The following is a 16,686-nucleotide window of genomic DNA, read 5'->3' on the forward strand; positions in this document are numbered from 1 at the left end:
AAGAAAACCCAGCCTCTGTTTTATTTTAGATCTGTCCACCATTCGACATTGCGATAATTATCATTGATCGCAACTGTTTCTCCAATTTTCGGAGTGACAAGGTTGACGCCACGGCTTTTTGAAAGTTTCAACAACTCGTCAACAGGCTCGCGCCATGAATGCAAAGCCAGAACGAACATGCCCCAGTGAATTGGGAAAAATCTTTTTGCTCTTAAATCAAAGTAAGCTTGCACGGATTCTTCAGGCAAAGCGTGAACAGCTCTCCACTTTTGATTGTACTGACCATTTTCGATGAAGGCGATATCAAACGGTCCGTACTTATCACCAATTTCTTTAAAGTGAGTATCGTAACCAGAGTCACCGCTAAAATAAATATTGTGATCGCTATTACGAATCACCCACGACGCCCATAGTGTCTTATTTCCGTCAGAAACGCCGCGACCGGAAAAATGTTGCGCAGGTGTTGCAACAAATTCGATACCTTCAAAGTTGGTGCTTTGCCACCAGTCGAGCTCTGTGATTCGTGAACGATCTATTCCCCAACCGACAAGATGCGAACCTACTCCTAATGGAGTCAGGAACTTATTTTCTTTTTTGGCGAAGAATTTCATCGTCTCCATATCAAGATGATCGTAGTGATCGTGCGAGATCAAAATCAGATCAATCTTGGGAAGCTCTTCAAGTTTAAGAACTGGAGCTTGAAATCTCTGCACCATAAAACTCACTGGTGAAGCACTTCCCGAGAAAACCGGATCAACCAGAATAATCTTTCCAGAGAAATTTAGCAAAAACGTCGAATGTCCAAACCAGATGACTTTCACATCCTGACATGGTTTTAAAAATTCATTCAAATCAGGTTTTACTTCAGGAAGCGAAGTCGCGGGCACTCTGCCCTCGCCTTTTGCCAGCCATTCCATAATGGTGCTAACGCTAAAAGCTTCCTTTCTCATTTTTTCCAATACGTCCGGTATTCTATTTACAAATTTGCCATCACGAAACTGCGGAGATTTCTTGAAACTTTCAACTTGCTCGCCATTGGGACTCGAACCAAATACTGGTAACATATAACCTACTCCCAGAAAGAAAATCAGAATCAGTACGACACAGAGAAGAACATTGATCTGTTTTTTCATAACCCCAATATAGCAATGTATCCATCAAAATCACATTAAAACTAATCCAGTCTGGATGAGCCAAAGGAGCTTCGGAGGGCGAACTTCAATTTCCTACTTTCCGAAATACATTTTTTTAGAAAGGTCCTCTAGTTCTTTTGGAGATTTTCTCCAAACCTCAAACATTCCTCTGCCAATTTTGTCGGGGATGATATCTTCAATTTCATCTTCCACAGCCTTCAATATACTTTCCGCCACGTCTTTAGGAGCCGTCATATCCATCGTGCTACCTTTATTCATATCGGTATCGATAGCTCCAGGATTCACGATATGAACCGGGATGCCTTTGGCACTTAATTCAATTCTTGCTGCTTGTGAGACAGAATAAAGTGCTGCCTTTGAGGCAGAGTAGCCTGCAATAAACGGAAAATTCACGTAACTTGCGATTGAAGCGATATTGACGATTCTTGTTTCTTTATTCTTTTCCAAAACCGGAACAAACGCGCGCATCATTGCAAGAGTCGCAAAGCAATTGATTTCCATGTCTTTCTTAAATCCTTCCATATTCCCTTCGAGGATATTTCCTGGATTTAAGATGCCTGCATTGTTGATAAGAATCTGAGTGTCGGCGCATTCTTCAGCAGCTTTTTTGATTTCTTCATTTTTGGAAATATCAAGCTTGATAGCGACAACTCTTGGGTCATTAAATGGAGGAAGATTTTCGATTTTCCTTGAAGCTGCATAAACTTTTCCGACGTTCTTAGAGAGACACGCTTCGACAAGCGCCCGACCAATTCCGCGATTAGCACCGGTAATAAAAACTGTTTTTCCTGTGAATTGCATAGTTACCTCCATTAAACGGAAAGTAACTAAATCTGATAGAAATTACTGGCTGAATTCGGACTTCATCCTCTTAATGTTTACCGTCGGCGTCAGCCATCTTTTTCATAACAGCCGCAATTGTCTCGAAATCAATGTGCGCTTCTCTCATTAAAGACTTCACCTTAACGAAATCGTCAGCATCTATGGCATCGTTGAATTCGTCGAACTTGTTAATTTCAGCGAGCTTTTCCAAAACCAAAGTTCCGTCAAAATGTGCAGTATCCATTGTTGCCCCCTATATGGTCGCGATCAAAAGCTCTTCACCCGTAGAAGGCTTTAGACCATCTGACCTGTTAGCGAAATATCGGGGAACCATATCTGCCGTCGACAAATGTTCCACCTTTTGAAATCCAATACTGCGCGCAAGATTGAGCATTTCTTCAGGAGAGAAAAAACTAATAAACGGTGTTCCCGAAATTTGAGCACCCTTCATCGATCTTTCGTAACCAAAACGGTCTTCAGGTGCGACAAGATCTAAAGGCAATAGGAACGTCATAATAAATTTCGATCCTGGAGCCAGCTTCAGCATCTGACGTAAAGTATCTTTAATCGCATCCATCGTCAGATACATGCTCACACCGATGGAAGTCACGATCGCAGGTTTCTTCGGATCAAAACCTGCCACAATAAGACGATCCCACCAAGAATCACCTAACTCAAAATCGACTGGCACAAAACGAAGCCACTCGGGAATAGGATGGCCAGTTTCAATCAAACGTTGGCGCTTCCAAGCTTGCGTGTCAGGTTTATCAATTTCAAAAACTTTGATTTTGGAAGCCACTTCAGGACGACGTTGCGCAAAAGTATCAAGACCCGCACCAAGAATCACATATTGGGTCACACCGTGATTCACTTGTTCTGCAACCAGGTCCTCAATAAAACGAGCGCGCGCCACAATAGAAGCACGAAATGGAGCCGTTCCTTGTGGATGCATGTCCGGGCGATCACGCCAACCCTCCGGAGGTGAAACGAGTTTGAAACCGATTTCATCATTAAGCACATGCGGAGGTGCATCGATTTGAACGTGCATCGCTCTCCAAAGAGCGACTCGAACGGCTGTACTATCTGGTGTTTCTACTGACTTCGTTGTCATTGATTATCCTTCTTTAATTTCTGGCTCGACAAGCTGAGTAAGAAGCATCAACGACTGCTGCCAGCCGAGATAACACATATCAACTGGAATCACGTCAGGAATACCATCTTGAGTGATTTTCAATTCGGTACCGCCAACACTTTTACGAAATGAAATAGTCACATGCATTTCACCAGGAAGATTGGGATCGTCGTCGAACTTGTCCGTGTACTTCAGTAATTCGTTCTGTTTAATTTCAGTGTATTTTCCGCCAAACGAATGACTTTTCTGTGTCGTCAGATTCGTGAATGACATTTTGTAGCCACCGCCAACGCGGAAATCCATCTCATGAACTTTTCCAACGAATCCATGCGGAGGAAGCCATTTCGCCATAGCATCTGGATTGGTGAATGCTCTAAAAACTCTCTCTGGCGGAGCGGCCAATACTCTGTGCAATTGAACTGTACCCGGCATAAATTCCTCCGATCTCTTTTGTTTACTTTTTTGTAGTATCCATTTTAGATAAACTAAAAAAAGAAACAACTGAATCCATTGAGGACTATTTTGCTGGACTTAGTTTCGCTAGCGTACACTAGTTAAAGTGCTAATGGACATTTCTAGATCATGGCTGCTTTACTTAGGTAAAATATTTTTCAGCAATGGAATCGATATTCAGAGAAACTTTTCCCGTAGAGACTACTTTTCCTTCGTGATCAAGAATGGGGAAAATAGTTGAAAGATATTTTTCTTCTGCATTTTGATTTTTTAGAACTTCATCAAATGTAAAGGAACGCTGAGATCTTAGAACCACCGGCTCTTTTTCCAAGAAAGAGGAAATGAATTCAGATGGTGCGAGATGATTCACATTCTGACCTATTAGCGAGTCTCGGGAAAATCCCATGATACGCGCAAAAGCTGCATTGCAGTTCGTAATCACTCCCTCACGGTCCTTTACCACCAACACAAAGGGAGCTGATCCCAATATTTGCTGCATGTGATTTTTAAAGTTGCGCTCGTCGGTCACATCGCGGGCTGACGCGAATCTCACACCAAGATCTGCATCCGCCGCCGCACTCCAGCTCAATGTTCGATAACCTCCATCAGCAGTACGATAACGATTTTCGAAACCGACTGAACGCAGTCCCATATTCAGCGCTTCGATGTTTTTACGTGTCATCTCTCGATCTTCGGGATGAATAAATTCAAAAAATGGCGTCGTTAATAACGTTTCTTCGCTATAGCCTAAAGTATCCACCAGAGACTTACTGACCTTCTTGAGAAAACCATCTTTTCCCGCAACAGCCATAAGATCGCTAGAAATCGAAAAAAAGCGATCCAGCGAAATCTGCGAACCTTCGGCCTCTAACATACGCGACAATAATTTTTTGTATTCGATTTGAGCTTTGGAGGATTCAAGATTGGAAGAATGGCACGTAGCAATTCCCAAACATGCCAGAGCCGGAATCAAAACAATGAAAGCAATAAATTCAGTAGTACTGACAGAAGGAAGCAAAATGCTCGCAGCCACAAAGAGAGCCGACACAATCAAAATCGCCACCAAAGAAAATAGAGTGATCTTGTTTTGCAATCGCCAAGCACTGAAATATTCTAACGTTCTTTTCTTCTCACTCGGACTCAAATCGGGGCCTTTCAACCAGTTCGTATGCTTATATATAACATGTAACGGTCAATCTGGCAGACTACAAGCTAGAACTTCACAATGGCCGTATAACAATCTTACAAAGTGTAACTTACCAGATCACCCGCTTTCCGGTGGAGACCCTCGCCGAGGTCACCAAGAATAGAAACATGGCTGTTGGTGCATTTATGTTCGCAACTGGTATCGAAAATAGCTATCCCACCATCAATGGCGGACGCACGCGCATTGATCAGATGGAGAAATGTCTTCATTACAAATACTGGTCTAAAGATTTTGATCTTCTACAAGAGCTTGAAATTGATTATCTGAGATATGGTCCGCCCATTCATCTGACCTGGCTAGGTGACGGAAAATATAATTGGGATTTCGCGGATCTAACATTTCACGATTTGCAAAGACGAAACCTATTTCCCATCGTTGACCTTTGTCATTTCGGCGTTCCTAATTGGGTGGGAAACTTTCAGAATCCCGATTTTCCTACTCTTTTTACGAAGTATTGTCGTGACTTCGCTCGGCGGTTTCCATGGGTTCAGCTTTACACACCTATTAACGAGATGTTTATCTGCGCTTTGTTTTCTGCCGCTTATGGATGGTGGAACGAACAGGAGAAAAGTGACAAGAGTTTCGTCAACGCATTAAAGAATATCGCAAAAGCCAATGTGCTTGGAATGAACGCCATCTTAGAAGTTCGGCCCGACGCGATTTTTATTCAGAGTGAATCCTCGGAATATTTTCATGCCGAGGACCCGCAAGCCATCAAACCCGCTGAAATCCTTAACGCAAAACGGTTTTTATCTTTAGACCTTAATTACGGTCGACGCGTCGATTCGCAGATGTATGAATATCTGATGGATAACGGAATGACCCGCGAAGAATATCATTTCTTCTTTGGTTGGGGTCTTAAACACAATTGCATTATGGGAAATGATTATTACATGACCAACGAACACAGAGTGGCCTCTGACGGCACAACTCGCGCTGCTGGTGAAGTTTTTGGTTATGATGAAATCACCAGTCAATATTACCAACGCTATTTAATTCCCGTCATGCACACAGAAACCAATATCGCGCAGGGACCGCAAGGCGACGAAGGAGTGAATTGGCTTTGGAAACAATGGGCGAATGTTTTAAGAGTCAGAAATAAAGGTATTCCTGTTGTGGGCTTTACTTGGTATTCGCTGACGGACCAAATCGATTGGGACATCGCTCTTCGCGAGGAACGAAACAAAGTTCACCCCGTGGGACTTTTTGATCTTGATAGAAAAATCCGCCCCGTCGGTGAAGCGTATAAAAAATTAATCAAAAGCTGGAGAGAGGTTTTACCAACGCAAAGTATTTGCCTCAGAGTTCCAGTCGTTTCTCCGCACGGATATTCTAAAGGTGAAGCTGAAACTCAAAAAATAGAAGCTCAAAGACGGAAGAACGCCAGCAATTCAGCTCCGTCTATAAGACAATGAGGAAAAAACAGATGAGCCGATTCCAAAACAAAGTCGCTATTGTCACGGGAGCAGGCAGCGGCATCGGACTTGCCACCGCCCTTCAATTAGCCAAGGAGGGTGCGCAAACGGTTCTTGTTGATATCAAAGAGGATCGTTTAAAAAAAGCTTCAGAAGAAATCGAAGATATTGGCTTAAAACCGTTACTGAGCATTTGCGATGTAAGTCGCTCACAAAACGTAAAACAATCTGTTCAGGCCACATTGGATAAGTTTGGAAATATTGATGCCATCATCAACAATGCGGGCCTCATGGTATTTAAACCCTTAGAACAACAATCCGTGGACGATTGGATGAAAGTTCTTGGCGTCGATCTCTTAGGAACTCTCTATTTCATGCAACAAGGTTTTCTGCACATGAAAAATGGCGGCGCCATCGTAAATGTCTCAAGCATTCACGCGGTGGAAACAACTCCCCTTGTGTCGTCTTATGCTGCGGCGAAATCCGCTGTTTTATCACTCACCCGCTCAGGCTCCATCGAAGGCAAAGAAAAGAAAATCCGTGTCAACGCGATTTTGCCAGGAGCCGTCGACACTCCTATGCTTTGGGAAAATCCGAATGTGAAGTCCGGATTGGAAGTCATCAGCCAAAGCGATGTCGGAAAACCAGAAGACATCGCTTCAGCCATTGCATTTCTTGCGTCGGATGATTCGCATTTTGTTACCGGAGCCACCCTCCGAGTCGATGGAGGGCGCTTGGCTAAAATTTAGAACTAATTCTAACGACGACCGCGTGACAAATACTCTGTTAACTGTTGAACCACCATTCCCCAGCCCTCATGAAAACCCATTTGTTCATGAACCTTACGACCTTCTTCGTCTTGGTGGAGAGCGATTGCAGTGTACTTAGTTCCTTCTGGATGTTTTTCCAAAAACAAAACTGCCGTGAACAATAAATCGTGCGGGCCCTGCGGTTTCGGTGATGGTCGAAAGCCCGGCTGTAGCGCGGAAGTCCAAACAAGTTTTTCGTAAGGAACAAGTTCTAAATAACATCCCGTATTTGGAAACTTTTGGCCTTCAGGACTTTGCATGACGGAGAAGAATTTTCCACCAGGACGCAAATCCATTTCACACTCTACAGTTTGCCAAGGCTTTGGACAAAACCATTCTTTAATTCCAACAGGATCTGTCCAAGCTTTATAGATTTGCTCCGGAGTTGCTGGGATGATTTTTTCTAATACAAGATCAAGTTTCGGATCGACTTTAATATTCATAAATACTCCATTAGTTAGGGAAAAGCTTGTCTAAGACGTGAACTGCGCAAGTAAAGGCCTAGCCAAACAAAAACAGCGACATAAATTGGAAAAAGAGTGTGACTGAAAAGTGGATTGCTAACACGGACGTGGCTTGCGATCGCTCCACCTAAATACCCCGTCAGAAGAACAGCACCAAGTAGCGACGTTTTCGGAATTGCATACAGAAGAGTGCATATCAAAAGAATGGTTCCAACTGTCGGCATCAGTTCTATCGGCCACTGCAAAGCAGCCCCCGCCTTTAATGCTTCTGGTGGAAGCTTATCCATAAAAAACTTGATTGTGGCATCGAACAATAAAAATGCGATGGCCAAACCGCTTAAAATCCTACCCGTCCATATTGCTTTTGAGGTCATGTAAAGCTCCTTTATGTGATCCTTATCGGTATAATTACATATCACTTGATATGTTAAAAGAGAATTTTTAAATATGTTTCATTTTTAATAAAGTAATATTCATGGACAATTTACATATCATTTGATATATTTGATCTGATGGCAAAACGTATAGTAAGAGATCCCGAAAAAACACGTGCCCAGATACTTAATGCCTCATTTATGGAAATCTATAGCCGGGGCTTTAATGGCGTTGGCGTGCGTGAACTGGCTGCAAAGGCCGACGTCACAATCGGGGCCTTCTTCCATTATTTTCCAACAAAAAGTCATGTCGGTTATGCCATCGTCGATGAGATCATCCACACAGGAATTTTAGATCGTTGGATTAAACCGCTGAACGCCTATAAGAATCCTATTCAAGGTATATTAAAATGTTTTAAAAATACTTTCGATAATTGGCCAGATGAGTACGTGGCTCTTGGATGTCCGCTGAATAATCTTACTCAGGAAATGTCGGGCTCAGATGAACTCTTCAAACAAAAAACTCGCGCCGTTCTAGAAGATTGGATCGCTAAAACCCGTGAGCATTTAAAGCGGGCCCAACAAGGCGGTTATTTGCGCAAGAACGTGAACACCCAAGAACTTGCTGAATATATAGTGACTTTTCAAGAGGGCACTTTCGCAATGGGTAAGGCTCTGAATGATCGTCGTATTTTTGATTCAATGTACAACTCGCTGAAGCAGCATCTTGAGGCTCTCACCTAAAGACCACGTTTCAGCGAGGGTTTCGGAAATTTTCTCCGTCAAACGAACGGACTCCAAAATATTTGAATAGAGGAACTGATGCGAAGTAAAATTCGAGGAAGAAAAATTATTTTTGAGAATCAGAAGACCTTACATAGGCAATCGCCATTTCTTTTGGCGCATCTCTTTTATACTTAGCAAACAAAAACTCCGTCACGATATTCATGAGCACGGAGTTCGTAATACTTAAAAAATGGTGGAGGTGAGGTATCGACAGGCGAACCCCACTATCATCATGACTTTATTGAACTTTCTGTAAAAACACCAGCGCGAATATTTGAAAAATGTGCTCCTCTTTATGAAAGAGGACTCTCTATACGCGATATAGAAGAGAGAACAGGCATTCCAAAATCTACCGTGCGTGAAACTTTGAAAAAAAGCGGAATGGCGTTGAGAAATCCTCTCAATGGAAATTCAGTCCACATAGATCGACTACATACTAAGCGCGGTGGTCACACGCCATACGGGTATGCTTACCTTGATGGCCAGCTACTCATTGATCCAAAAGAACAAATTATTGTCAGAAAAATTATGAAGCTTTACCAGTCAGGGCTTTCTGGGAATGCCATTGCAAAAGAATTGAATCGCCAAAAGATTCCTAGTCGAACTGGCAAATCATGGAGTCCATGTGTGGTCAGAAGAATCATTAAACTTAACCAATCCAACTAAACAAATAACCGGAGGACTAAATGAACAGTCTTATCAAAATCGCAGTCGTATTGGCCTTTACCGCCGTTGCCAGTGGCAATCTTCCAGTCATCATCAACCAAATCCGCAAGGCACAGTTTCAACTTATTCAAGAATCCAAGGCATCGAAGTGGCCAAAAGCCATAAGAATGCGGGTTAGGCAGCTAAAATAGTCGTCGTCGGTATTCGGATAGTGTCATTCCGAACTCTCGCAAAAAGATTTTTCTGAAAGAAGAAACGTCACTCATCCCCACTTGTGACACGACATCTTCAATGCTCAACTTTGAATTACTTAGTAGTAAACGTGCTTTCTGAACCCGTTTCAATTGAAGGAACTTCTTTGGTGGGTGGCCATAAGATGAGGTGATCCTTCTCTGAAAGCTCCGCAAACTCATGCCACAACGGGCTGCCATTTCCTGAATTGAAATATTCTTATCAATATTCAAATCAATCCATTTTTCTAAAGCTTTAAACTGATCTACCTCTTGAGTGTTTACCGTTAACTCAGCCGCATAAATAGATTGTTTTTCTCTCGTACTGTCGGCCAAAAGTAGTTTTCCGATTTCTTGAGTTACCTTCTTTCCGCTTGATCTTGAAATAATATTAAGAGTGAGATCAACAATAGCAAGATAGCCACCAGCAGTGATAGTGGACGATGTTTCACAAAGCATCTTCTGCATTTTCCATTGAACATTCGGGAAATTCTTTTTTACAAAGCTCTCGCAGGACCAGTGAGTTGTAGCTTGCTTACCATCAAGTACTCCAGTGCTGGCCAAAAACAAAACTCCTAGGCAGGCTGATGCAATCACAACATTGTTTTCATGCAACGATTTAAGAAGTTCACTTTCTTTATGCCAATTAAGAAGCATATTTTCGTCCATTCCCTGAGATGGACTAACTATCACATAATCATACTTCTCTTTACTCTTTTGTAATTGTATCTGGAAAATACCGTTTCTAAAGACTCGCTTCTTATAGCTAATAAATTCTATCTTGTAGATTTCGGCCCCTAAGACGTAATTCGCGGCTTCAAAAATTTCTTTAATTAAAATTGTTACGCCAAGAGCGGATCGATTATGAACAAGTATCCCAATATTCACACTTTTAAATTTTGGCATTTATAACCTCATAAATGGCATTTATGCCACTACTGTAGCAGATTAATTTGGATTAACATACTTATAAAAAGGAGCCATCTATGAATACAGACGAGAAAAATTTAAAGGTAGTTGAATCTTATTTCAACCACCTCTCTAAGGGAGAAATGGAGAAAGTCGGACAACTCATCGCTGATGATGTCATCTGGCACCAACCAGGTAATCACCAAGCCTCAGGAACTTATAAAGGAAAACAAGAGCTATTCCCCCACTTGGGTAAAATGATGGAAATTACCCAAGGAACATTAAAGCTTGAGCCAAAACATATTATGGCAAATGGAGACTTAGTATCTGTCATCATTCAGTTTTCAGCTCAACGTGAAGGAAAAAGCATGTCGATGGCGGGAGTCGATCTATTGAAAATTCAAGATAGTAAAATAAAAGAAGTTTGGCTCTTCTCTGAAGATCAAGAAGCTGAAGATAATTTTTGGGGCCGCTAGAATAAACGATCAACAGCTATTAAAAGAAGAGGAAATCTTATGACAACAGAAGAAAGCAACAAACAAATTGTCTCAACGGCATACCAAAGAATTTTTGGCGATTTAGATGTTACGGCAGTAGATGAATATATGACAGAAAACTTCATTCAACACAATCCAACGATTGCGGACGGTCCGAAAGGAGTGAAAGCGCTTTTGCAAATGCTCATCTCTCAAGGCGTGCCAAAGCAAAAAATTAGTTTCAAACATATTGCAGCCGAAGGTGATATTGTTTTCCTTCATTCGAGATATGAAATGGCCGGAAAAGAATGGCGATTTATCGATATTTACCGAATAGAAAACAACAAATTAGCAGAGCACTGGGACGCCATGATGCCAATGCCCGATGGGCGTGCGAACAATAATCCGATGTTCTAATTAAAATATTTTAGGTGAATATGAAAAAAGCTTTAATCGTCATAGATATTCAAAACGAATACTTTCTTGGTGGAAAGTTTCCATTGTGGAATCCAGAAATGGCATTAGATACAACGTTAGAACTTATCGACCTAGCTAAAAAACAAAATATTCCCGTTGTCCTTATCCGACATGTACTTGGTGTTGATTCTCCATTCTTCACCCCTGAAAGCAGCGGCGTAATGATACATCAAAAAATTCTCGAAGCGGTTCCGAGTGCCCCAGTGATCAACAAACAATACGCTGACTCGTTTTATAAAACGGAACTTGAAGCTGTCTTAAATCGATTCGGTGTCGAACACATTGTACTGTGTGGGATGATGACACAAAACTGCGTGACCCACACTGCTCTTTCGAAGAGTGCTGAAAAGTACAAAGTGTCCATCGTTGCAGATGCTTGTGCAACCGTTAGTGACGCAATTCATACCATAGCGGTCGACGCCCTAGTGCCACGTGAAATACTTACTAGCTTAGATGTTTTAGCGCAATGAAGTGCGAAGGTGGGGTTGATTTTACTCAACCCCACCTTCATTTATGCGAGTAAGTCAGTTTTGAAAATTTGAACCTATCTATTTTTTTGTCTTTACTTGTGAATTAAGAAAAGAAATGTCCATCCCTTTTTCATAGTAAGTAAACAAAATACAATCTTCACCTTCAAAACATTTATTATCATGTGGGTCTTTGCCAGGTTGATACCACCACGAACCCGCTGGTAATGGCTTCGCATTGCTTACGTCACCATCAAAATTAGATTCCTGTCCCTTAATGACGACTGACCAATAATCCGAACTATGGGTATGTGGGGTAGCCACTGTTCCTGCGGGTATCTTAACCAGCACTCCAATTGGTTTTCCTTTTGCTGCTAGATCTCCGAAAACCACTGCCATCTGAGGCCCTTTATCTCCTAATTCTGGAACCATCGGCATCCATTTCACCTGAGATGCATGAGTGACGGTAGGCTCTTTTTTGAAATTTTCAGCTTGGGCGTGACTAGACAACATCGAAGCAATAAATATAAACATTATTGTTTTTAAACTTCTCATTTTTGTATTTCTCCTTGTTATATTTTCTATTCTATTTTTATCGAATACCCATATCTGAAAGCCATTGCTCTATAGAGCGAGGTTTGAAATCTAAAACATTCTGAGCACTTGTATTTCGGTTAATAACGTTTTCCTTCGACTTCTCGATTGTATTGTAAATTTCTTCCACACCGGCTGCCGCGATCTCTCCAAACAATGGCACTAACAATTTTCCATATTCAGCAGGCTTCAAACTTTCAAATGTAATCTTTTTGCCAAAGTATTTTGAAAATGAATCAGCCAAATCTTTTCCTGTAATGCCTGGAAACTGGCCAACACCGACAATACCAGTAACAGAAGGTTTATTAAAAAGCTCGATGGCAACATCAGCCACATCAAGGTGAGAGCCCCACGAAACTGCATAATCTGAGCGAATAGGATATTGAATAACGCCTTTACTCTTAACAGCTTCCAAAGTCATAGGAAGAAGAAGATTTTCAAGATAAAAACGTGGAGCAATAACCGCTGATGATACTCCGGATTTCTCTACCTCTCTTTTTAAAACTGAAACAGCGTTGTCATCCGAGTACTGCAAAGGAGTTCCAGGAGCATCAATTGTCCATCCACTTGTTGAAATAATAACTCGCTTGGGTTTTGCACTCATAATAGCTTTACCAATATTTTTAGCGAACTCTAGGCGCATTTCTTCCGGACCTAATGGTAAATGAACAAATACTCCCTCGGCTCCTTTATAGGCTGCTATTAATGATTCAACTGACGAATTATCAACCGCAATCGCTGGCAAGTCGTTAAGGGATTTGGTGTCTCGAACAGCACCAACTGCGTTTTTTCCCGCTGCTAATAGTTTCTTGTAGAGCGGAGAGCCTTGGGCCCCTGATGCTCCATGAATAATGTATTTCATTGTAATCTCCTCAAATACAGTTAATGACAGTAGATAAATATTAGACTATTAACCCAGTACCTCAAGGTAAGTAACTATATGAACAATGGTAAATAATAGACACATCATTGAAAAAAACAAAAATTGATGGCATGATTAAAAAACTGATGAAAAAAGAAAAAACTAAAATCAACGATATTCGAAGACTTGAATACCAGCCACCCGGATCTTTTTCTTTGGATTTAGAGATCTTTACGATGTCAAACCTCCGCAAGCGTGCGTGTGGACAAAGTCTCCTCGCTACACATAGATATGCTTTCTATACATTGATTTTTGTAACAAGTGGAAGAAGTCGCCAGCTGCTCGACTTCAAACCTTTGATGTGTAAGCCTGGATCGCTCATTGCAATTAAACCCGGACAAGCGCATAACTTCGGAACTGAAATAAACTGGGATGGCTGGATGGTTGTTTTTCGGCCTGAGTTTCTGGGAACTTCGCGAATGGCGGATCAAGATTTACAACTTGATATTGTTCTTGAGCAACTTGGTGAGCACATCGAACTCAAGGAGCAGGAATTTTCATGTGTAACTGAAATTATAACCAAGATGTTAAAGGATACTGAAATTAAAGCTCCTCAACGAGAAATACATACTTTACTTCGACATCAATTGGCCGCACTGCTATTACGGCTGAATATATTCTACGGGCACAGAGTAGAAAGGAACAATGATTCAAGTTCCCAACAGCGGTTTAAGGACTTCAAACGTCTTGTTGAAGATAAATTTACGTATTGGCACCAAGTTGGTGATTATCTGAGCCACCTAAAATGTTCAGAAAAAAGCTTGTCACGAGCGACAACAGAATTTGCAGGAATGAATGCGAAATCATTTATTGCTGCTCGTATTAATCTGGAGGCGAAAAGGCTACTTGCTCATACAGACCAGTCCGTAACTGCAATTAGCGAAAGTCTAGGCTTTGACGAGACCACAAATTTTATTAAATTCTTTAAACGTACAGTCGGCACCACTCCAGCCAAATTTAGGCAACAAACGAATAAAAGCAAATTAGGTTAATTAATGAAAAAGCCAAAAACACCTCTTAAAGTAGAACTCATTCCTATTTACATCTCACAAGAAGAATTTGTAGAGAAGAAAGAAGAAGTTCAGAACCTGATTGCTAGAATTTTGATAGATTACCATAAAAAGAAAATTACAAAGAAGAACGCTGGTTCGATTCCCACCACCATCTGACCTAACCAATGGATAGGCGAACACCATCCGTAAAAATAAAATTGAAATAAATTAGATACTTACGAACCACTCGTTTCGAGTGGTTCGCTTAAAAAATTGGTGGAGGCGGCGGGAATTGAACCCGCGTCCGCAAGTGATCCGCGATAAGGCGCTACATACTTAGTCAGTGCTTTAGTTTGTTCAGCCAGCTTCCACTAACAAAATCAGACTGAACACTCCCCCAGTAAATTTAAGCGAGTCTGCTGGAGAAAACCCAACTCACCGAGGTCCCTAAATGACGATCAATCCAAGTGCGGAACCACCACAAGGTTGATCGTGCTGCTTAATTAAGCTGCAAGTGCGTAATCGTTGCCAATTACAAAATGGACGTTTTTAACGAGGTCCTCATCCGCCCCGGTATGCTCCTTATGTTTCAGCACCCACGTCGAAGCCAGTACGCCCCCATGTGTGAAAACATCAAATCATCTTACCACAAGATTAGCGGCAAAATGAAAATCGTTTATCCTTCCGATTTTGACCCTCACATTCAACGATTAAATTTTTAATGACGCAGGACTTTTGTCTTGCAGAGGTGGTGTCATCCTAACGAGATCTTAACGTTAGCACGAGACAATTTACGCCAAAAGGTCGAGATATCCACCATTTATAGGCCTATTCCACAGAGTTATCCACACTTGTGCACAAAAAATGGGGCAATAATGACACTAAAATTTAAGAATCTTAAATTTTTATGAATGTGTTTCGCGTTTAAAACCAGCGCAAACTTTAAGCAAATTATCTAAGTTTAACGAAAGAAGCGTCGACTGCGTCCGCTTTTCTGGCGAGCGGACTCACATTTTTAAATACAAAAAAAGCAGCGATTAAGCTGCTTCTTTCATCAAAATTGAAAAATTAAAAAGCGGTTCTGCAAAAAGAACCGCTCATAAGAATTAACGGAATAAATCAGCAGCAGAAGCCGCTGTCGCTGCAAGTGAACTTACATTCGAACGATCTTTATTCGCTGATGCATTCGCAGTCTCAGTCGTCGCTGCTTGCGCAGGAGCAGGAACTGGTTGCGCTTGCGGAGCCGCCGTCGAAGCTGCCACCGGAGTTTCAACAATCGCCGTCTCAACTTTCAAATCAAGAGCAGGCTTAATCACTGTTTTCTCAACACCTTCAACTGCATTCGTCACAGGGAAAAGTTGGATGTTAAGTTGATAAACTCTCTCCCCTTTTTCCTTCATGCGCGCGATTGAATTGTCTTTGTGGAAAGCTTTTCTCATCTGACGAAGTTTGAATTTAATTTCCTCAAACTCAGCTTTCGTCAAAGACATCGTCAACGTACCGAACTCTCTGTCAGTCGGTTGATCTTGATACAAAGACTCAAGACCCAAGTACATCAATTGAGATTGAAGCTTACGAACAAGCGCCACAGGAATTTCTTCCGGAGACTCAATCAAACTTCTGTTCTTTTTAAGCTCGCCCGTCACTTCATCACGACGAAGTTCGCCTGAAGTAATTAATGTATTAAGAGCCGTTTCAATTTCATCTTCAGAAGCTTTACCACGAAGAAGAGTCTTCAACGCTGCAGTGTCGAAAGAAACTCCCTCTTGATCCACCATCGCGTAAATGATCCACGCAACCCAGTTAGGAACTTTCTCCCACGTTTTGCGATCGATTTCGCCGGATTTTAATTTTCCAGCAACACGATGCTCGCTTAATTTTTTAAGATACATATTACGTTCAGCCGGATCCGTCGCTTGCGTGAATTGCACAAGCAAACGGAACTCGTCAGTTTGGTCTTTCATAAAGCCCAAAGCTTTACCGAACTTGCCAATCATATCTTCCGAGAGATTTCTTTTTCCCTCGATAATCATTTTTAGATAATTGGGAGATTTAATATTCGCCGCTGCTGAAAACACAGCATAGTTATAAGCTCTCAACGATCCTTTCGAAGACTTACGTTTGAACTGATAAAAATCCGCCAAGAACTGACGGTAGTTCATGTAATCAGAAAGAACTGGAGGATTCGCGGAACCCATTGAAATTTCTTTGCCTTTGCTAAACTCAAGATGACTGTTTTGCATAGAAATCAGATCTCCTTTTGCACCCAAATAGTTCACCCGATTTAAATCTTCAAAACAAGCTGATTTGTGCACAAAGGGCTTTACGTTATTGCAA

General features: G+C 41.6%; 22 protein-coding genes and 1 other RNA gene. 10 read left to right on the plus strand and 13 right to left on the minus strand.

Features of this window, described 5'->3' with window-relative positions; genetic code table 11:
* Positions 1–20: 20 nt before the first annotated feature.
* The 6 genes from ACLSSO_RS17480 to ACLSSO_RS17505 form a co-directional block, all read right to left on the minus strand.
* Positions 21–1,064, minus strand: coding sequence for an MBL fold metallo-hydrolase (locus tag ACLSSO_RS17480; RefSeq protein WP_413943576.1), 1,044 nt, complete (start codon positions 1,062–1,064; stop codon positions 21–23).
* A 162-nt stretch (positions 1,065–1,226) separates the two neighbouring features.
* A complete protein-coding gene (locus ACLSSO_RS17485; protein WP_413943577.1) occupies positions 1,227–1,955 on the minus strand; it encodes an SDR family oxidoreductase in 729 nt (242 codons plus the stop codon).
* A 70-nt stretch (positions 1,956–2,025) separates the two neighbouring features.
* On the minus strand, positions 2,026–2,220 hold the full coding sequence (locus tag ACLSSO_RS17490; protein WP_413943578.1) for a hypothetical protein: 195 nt from the start codon (positions 2,218–2,220) through the stop codon (positions 2,026–2,028).
* Between the two features lie 9 nt (positions 2,221–2,229).
* Positions 2,230–3,087, minus strand: coding sequence for a class I SAM-dependent methyltransferase (locus ACLSSO_RS17495; RefSeq protein ID WP_413943579.1), 858 nt, complete (start codon positions 3,085–3,087; stop codon positions 2,230–2,232).
* A 3-nt stretch (positions 3,088–3,090) separates the two neighbouring features.
* Positions 3,091–3,540, minus strand: coding sequence for an SRPBCC family protein (locus ACLSSO_RS17500; RefSeq protein ID WP_413943580.1), 450 nt, complete (start codon positions 3,538–3,540; stop codon positions 3,091–3,093).
* 163 nt (positions 3,541–3,703) lie between these two features.
* On the minus strand, positions 3,704–4,705 hold the full coding sequence (locus ACLSSO_RS17505) for a PAS domain-containing protein (RefSeq protein ID WP_413943581.1): 1,002 nt from the start codon (positions 4,703–4,705) through the stop codon (positions 3,704–3,706).
* A gap of 170 nt (positions 4,706–4,875) precedes the next feature.
* On the opposite strand from ACLSSO_RS17505, the gene ACLSSO_RS17510 reads away from it, so the two are divergent.
* Together ACLSSO_RS17510 and ACLSSO_RS17515 are read left to right on the plus strand one after the other, a co-directional pair.
* Positions 4,876–6,183 (plus strand): family 1 glycosylhydrolase, encoded by a 1,308-nt coding sequence (locus ACLSSO_RS17510; protein ID WP_413943582.1) that lies wholly within the window; start codon positions 4,876–4,878, stop codon positions 6,181–6,183.
* Positions 6,184–6,194: 11 nt separating this feature from the next.
* Positions 6,195–6,932: an SDR family NAD(P)-dependent oxidoreductase gene (locus tag ACLSSO_RS17515; RefSeq protein WP_413943583.1), complete on the plus strand. Its 738-nt coding sequence runs from the start codon at positions 6,195–6,197 to the stop codon at positions 6,930–6,932.
* Positions 6,933–6,940: 8 nt separating this feature from the next.
* On the opposite strand, the gene ACLSSO_RS17520 is transcribed toward ACLSSO_RS17515, so the two are convergent.
* Both ACLSSO_RS17520 and ACLSSO_RS17525 read right to left on the minus strand, forming a co-directional pair.
* Positions 6,941–7,435: an SRPBCC family protein gene (locus ACLSSO_RS17520; protein ID WP_413943584.1), complete on the minus strand. Its 495-nt coding sequence runs from the start codon at positions 7,433–7,435 to the stop codon at positions 6,941–6,943.
* A gap of 14 nt (positions 7,436–7,449) precedes the next feature.
* Positions 7,450–7,830, minus strand: coding sequence for a DoxX family protein (locus tag ACLSSO_RS17525; protein ID WP_413943585.1), 381 nt, complete (start codon positions 7,828–7,830; stop codon positions 7,450–7,452).
* Between the two features lie 138 nt (positions 7,831–7,968).
* Here ACLSSO_RS17525 and ACLSSO_RS17530 point away from each other — a divergent pair, with 138 nt between their 5' ends.
* The 3 genes from ACLSSO_RS17530 to ACLSSO_RS17540 all read left to right on the plus strand — a co-directional run bounded on the left by ACLSSO_RS17530 (position 7,969) and on the right by ACLSSO_RS17540 (position 9,460).
* Entirely contained in the window at positions 7,969–8,574 is a 606-nt protein-coding gene (locus tag ACLSSO_RS17530) for a TetR/AcrR family transcriptional regulator (RefSeq protein ID WP_413943586.1), read from the plus strand.
* 570 nt (positions 8,575–9,144) lie between these two features.
* Positions 9,145–9,282 (plus strand): recombinase family protein, encoded by a 138-nt coding sequence (locus tag ACLSSO_RS17535; RefSeq protein WP_413944830.1) that lies wholly within the window; start codon positions 9,145–9,147, stop codon positions 9,280–9,282.
* The gene (locus ACLSSO_RS17540) at positions 9,242–9,460 is read left to right on the plus strand and encodes a hypothetical protein (RefSeq protein WP_413944837.1); all 219 of its coding nucleotides are present in this window, start codon (positions 9,242–9,244) and stop codon (positions 9,458–9,460) included. Before ACLSSO_RS17535 ends, ACLSSO_RS17540 begins: the two co-directional genes overlap by 41 nt.
* 4 nt (positions 9,461–9,464) lie before the next feature.
* Here the strand turns inward: ACLSSO_RS17540 and ACLSSO_RS17545 are convergent, their stop codons facing one another.
* Positions 9,465–10,418 carry a GlxA family transcriptional regulator gene (locus ACLSSO_RS17545; protein WP_413943587.1) on the minus strand — a complete coding sequence of 318 codons (954 nt, stop codon included), beginning with the start codon at positions 10,416–10,418 and terminating at the stop codon, positions 9,465–9,467.
* 80 nt (positions 10,419–10,498) lie between these two features.
* On the opposite strand from ACLSSO_RS17545, the gene ACLSSO_RS17550 reads away from it, so the two are divergent.
* The 3 genes from ACLSSO_RS17550 to ACLSSO_RS17560 are packed head-to-tail and all read left to right on the plus strand — an operon-like array spanning position 10,499 to position 11,844.
* Positions 10,499–10,897 (plus strand): nuclear transport factor 2 family protein, encoded by a 399-nt coding sequence (locus ACLSSO_RS17550; RefSeq protein WP_413943588.1) that lies wholly within the window; start codon positions 10,499–10,501, stop codon positions 10,895–10,897.
* A gap of 39 nt (positions 10,898–10,936) precedes the next feature.
* A complete protein-coding gene (locus ACLSSO_RS17555; RefSeq protein ID WP_413943589.1) occupies positions 10,937–11,314 on the plus strand; it encodes a nuclear transport factor 2 family protein in 378 nt (125 codons plus the stop codon).
* A gap of 20 nt (positions 11,315–11,334) precedes the next feature.
* Positions 11,335–11,844: a cysteine hydrolase family protein gene (locus ACLSSO_RS17560; protein WP_413943590.1), complete on the plus strand. Its 510-nt coding sequence runs from the start codon at positions 11,335–11,337 to the stop codon at positions 11,842–11,844.
* 78 nt (positions 11,845–11,922) lie between these two features.
* Here ACLSSO_RS17560 and ACLSSO_RS17565 read toward each other — a convergent pair whose 3' ends face one another.
* Both ACLSSO_RS17565 and ACLSSO_RS17570 read right to left on the minus strand, forming a co-directional pair.
* Complete coding sequence (locus ACLSSO_RS17565; protein WP_413943591.1) at positions 11,923–12,396, minus strand: cupin domain-containing protein; 474 nt, start codon at positions 12,394–12,396, stop codon at positions 11,923–11,925.
* Positions 12,397–12,433: 37 nt separating this feature from the next.
* Positions 12,434–13,297: an SDR family oxidoreductase gene (locus tag ACLSSO_RS17570; protein WP_413943592.1), complete on the minus strand. Its 864-nt coding sequence runs from the start codon at positions 13,295–13,297 to the stop codon at positions 12,434–12,436.
* 107 nt (positions 13,298–13,404) lie between these two features.
* On the opposite strand from ACLSSO_RS17570, the gene ACLSSO_RS17575 reads away from it, so the two are divergent.
* Together ACLSSO_RS17575 and ACLSSO_RS17580 are read left to right on the plus strand one after the other, a co-directional pair.
* Positions 13,405–14,349, plus strand: a complete 945-nt coding sequence (locus ACLSSO_RS17575) for an AraC family transcriptional regulator (RefSeq protein ID WP_413943593.1) — start codon at positions 13,405–13,407, stop codon at positions 14,347–14,349.
* A gap of 3 nt (positions 14,350–14,352) precedes the next feature.
* Positions 14,353–14,526, plus strand: coding sequence for a hypothetical protein (locus tag ACLSSO_RS17580; protein ID WP_413943594.1), 174 nt, complete (start codon positions 14,353–14,355; stop codon positions 14,524–14,526).
* Between the two features lie 97 nt (positions 14,527–14,623).
* On the opposite strand, the gene ssrA is transcribed toward ACLSSO_RS17580, so the two are convergent.
* Positions 14,624–14,969, minus strand: a transfer-messenger RNA (tmRNA) gene (ssrA, locus tag ACLSSO_RS17585).
* 486 nt (positions 14,970–15,455) lie between these two features.
* Entirely contained in the window at positions 15,456–16,592 is a 1,137-nt protein-coding gene (locus ACLSSO_RS17590; protein WP_413943595.1) for a TIGR02147 family protein, read from the minus strand.
* Positions 16,593–16,686 lie beyond the last annotated feature (94 nt).

It is taken from the genome of Bdellovibrio sp. HCB-162 (assembly GCF_047344985.1).
Lineage (GTDB): Bacteria > Bdellovibrionota > Bdellovibrionia > Bdellovibrionales > Bdellovibrionaceae > Bdellovibrio.

Coding starts and splice junctions, on each gene's coding strand:
- ACLSSO_RS17535 (WP_413944830.1), top strand. CDS start 9,145: ATGAAGCTTTACCAGTCAGGGCTTTCTGGGAATGCCATTGCAAAAGAA.
- ACLSSO_RS17520 (WP_413943584.1), bottom strand. CDS start 7,435: ATGAATATTAAAGTCGATCCGAAACTTGATCTTGTATTAGAAAAAATC.
- ACLSSO_RS17550 (WP_413943588.1), top strand. CDS start 10,499: ATGAATACAGACGAGAAAAATTTAAAGGTAGTTGAATCTTATTTCAAC.
- ACLSSO_RS17570 (WP_413943592.1), bottom strand. CDS start 13,297: ATGAAATACATTATTCATGGAGCATCAGGGGCCCAAGGCTCTCCGCTC.
- ACLSSO_RS17525 (WP_413943585.1), bottom strand. CDS start 7,830: ATGACCTCAAAAGCAATATGGACGGGTAGGATTTTAAGCGGTTTGGCC.
- ACLSSO_RS17510 (WP_413943582.1), top strand. CDS start 4,876: ATGGCTGTTGGTGCATTTATGTTCGCAACTGGTATCGAAAATAGCTAT.
- ACLSSO_RS17490 (WP_413943578.1), bottom strand. CDS start 2,220: ATGGATACTGCACATTTTGACGGAACTTTGGTTTTGGAAAAGCTCGCT.
- ACLSSO_RS17545 (WP_413943587.1), bottom strand. CDS start 10,418: ATGCCAAAATTTAAAAGTGTGAATATTGGGATACTTGTTCATAATCGA.
- ACLSSO_RS17560 (WP_413943590.1), top strand. CDS start 11,335: ATGAAAAAAGCTTTAATCGTCATAGATATTCAAAACGAATACTTTCTT.
- ACLSSO_RS17565 (WP_413943591.1), bottom strand. CDS start 12,396: ATGAGAAGTTTAAAAACAATAATGTTTATATTTATTGCTTCGATGTTG.
- ACLSSO_RS17480 (WP_413943576.1), bottom strand. CDS start 1,064: ATGTTACCAGTATTTGGTTCGAGTCCCAATGGCGAGCAAGTTGAAAGT.
- ACLSSO_RS17495 (WP_413943579.1), bottom strand. CDS start 3,087: ATGACAACGAAGTCAGTAGAAACACCAGATAGTACAGCCGTTCGAGTC.
- ACLSSO_RS17530 (WP_413943586.1), top strand. CDS start 7,969: ATGGCAAAACGTATAGTAAGAGATCCCGAAAAAACACGTGCCCAGATA.
- ACLSSO_RS17515 (WP_413943583.1), top strand. CDS start 6,195: ATGAGCCGATTCCAAAACAAAGTCGCTATTGTCACGGGAGCAGGCAGC.
- ACLSSO_RS17555 (WP_413943589.1), top strand. CDS start 10,937: ATGACAACAGAAGAAAGCAACAAACAAATTGTCTCAACGGCATACCAA.
- ACLSSO_RS17580 (WP_413943594.1), top strand. CDS start 14,353: ATGAAAAAGCCAAAAACACCTCTTAAAGTAGAACTCATTCCTATTTAC.
- ACLSSO_RS17590 (WP_413943595.1), bottom strand. CDS start 16,592: ATGCAAAACAGTCATCTTGAGTTTAGCAAAGGCAAAGAAATTTCAATG.
- ACLSSO_RS17485 (WP_413943577.1), bottom strand. CDS start 1,955: ATGCAATTCACAGGAAAAACAGTTTTTATTACCGGTGCTAATCGCGGA.
- ACLSSO_RS17500 (WP_413943580.1), bottom strand. CDS start 3,540: ATGCCGGGTACAGTTCAATTGCACAGAGTATTGGCCGCTCCGCCAGAG.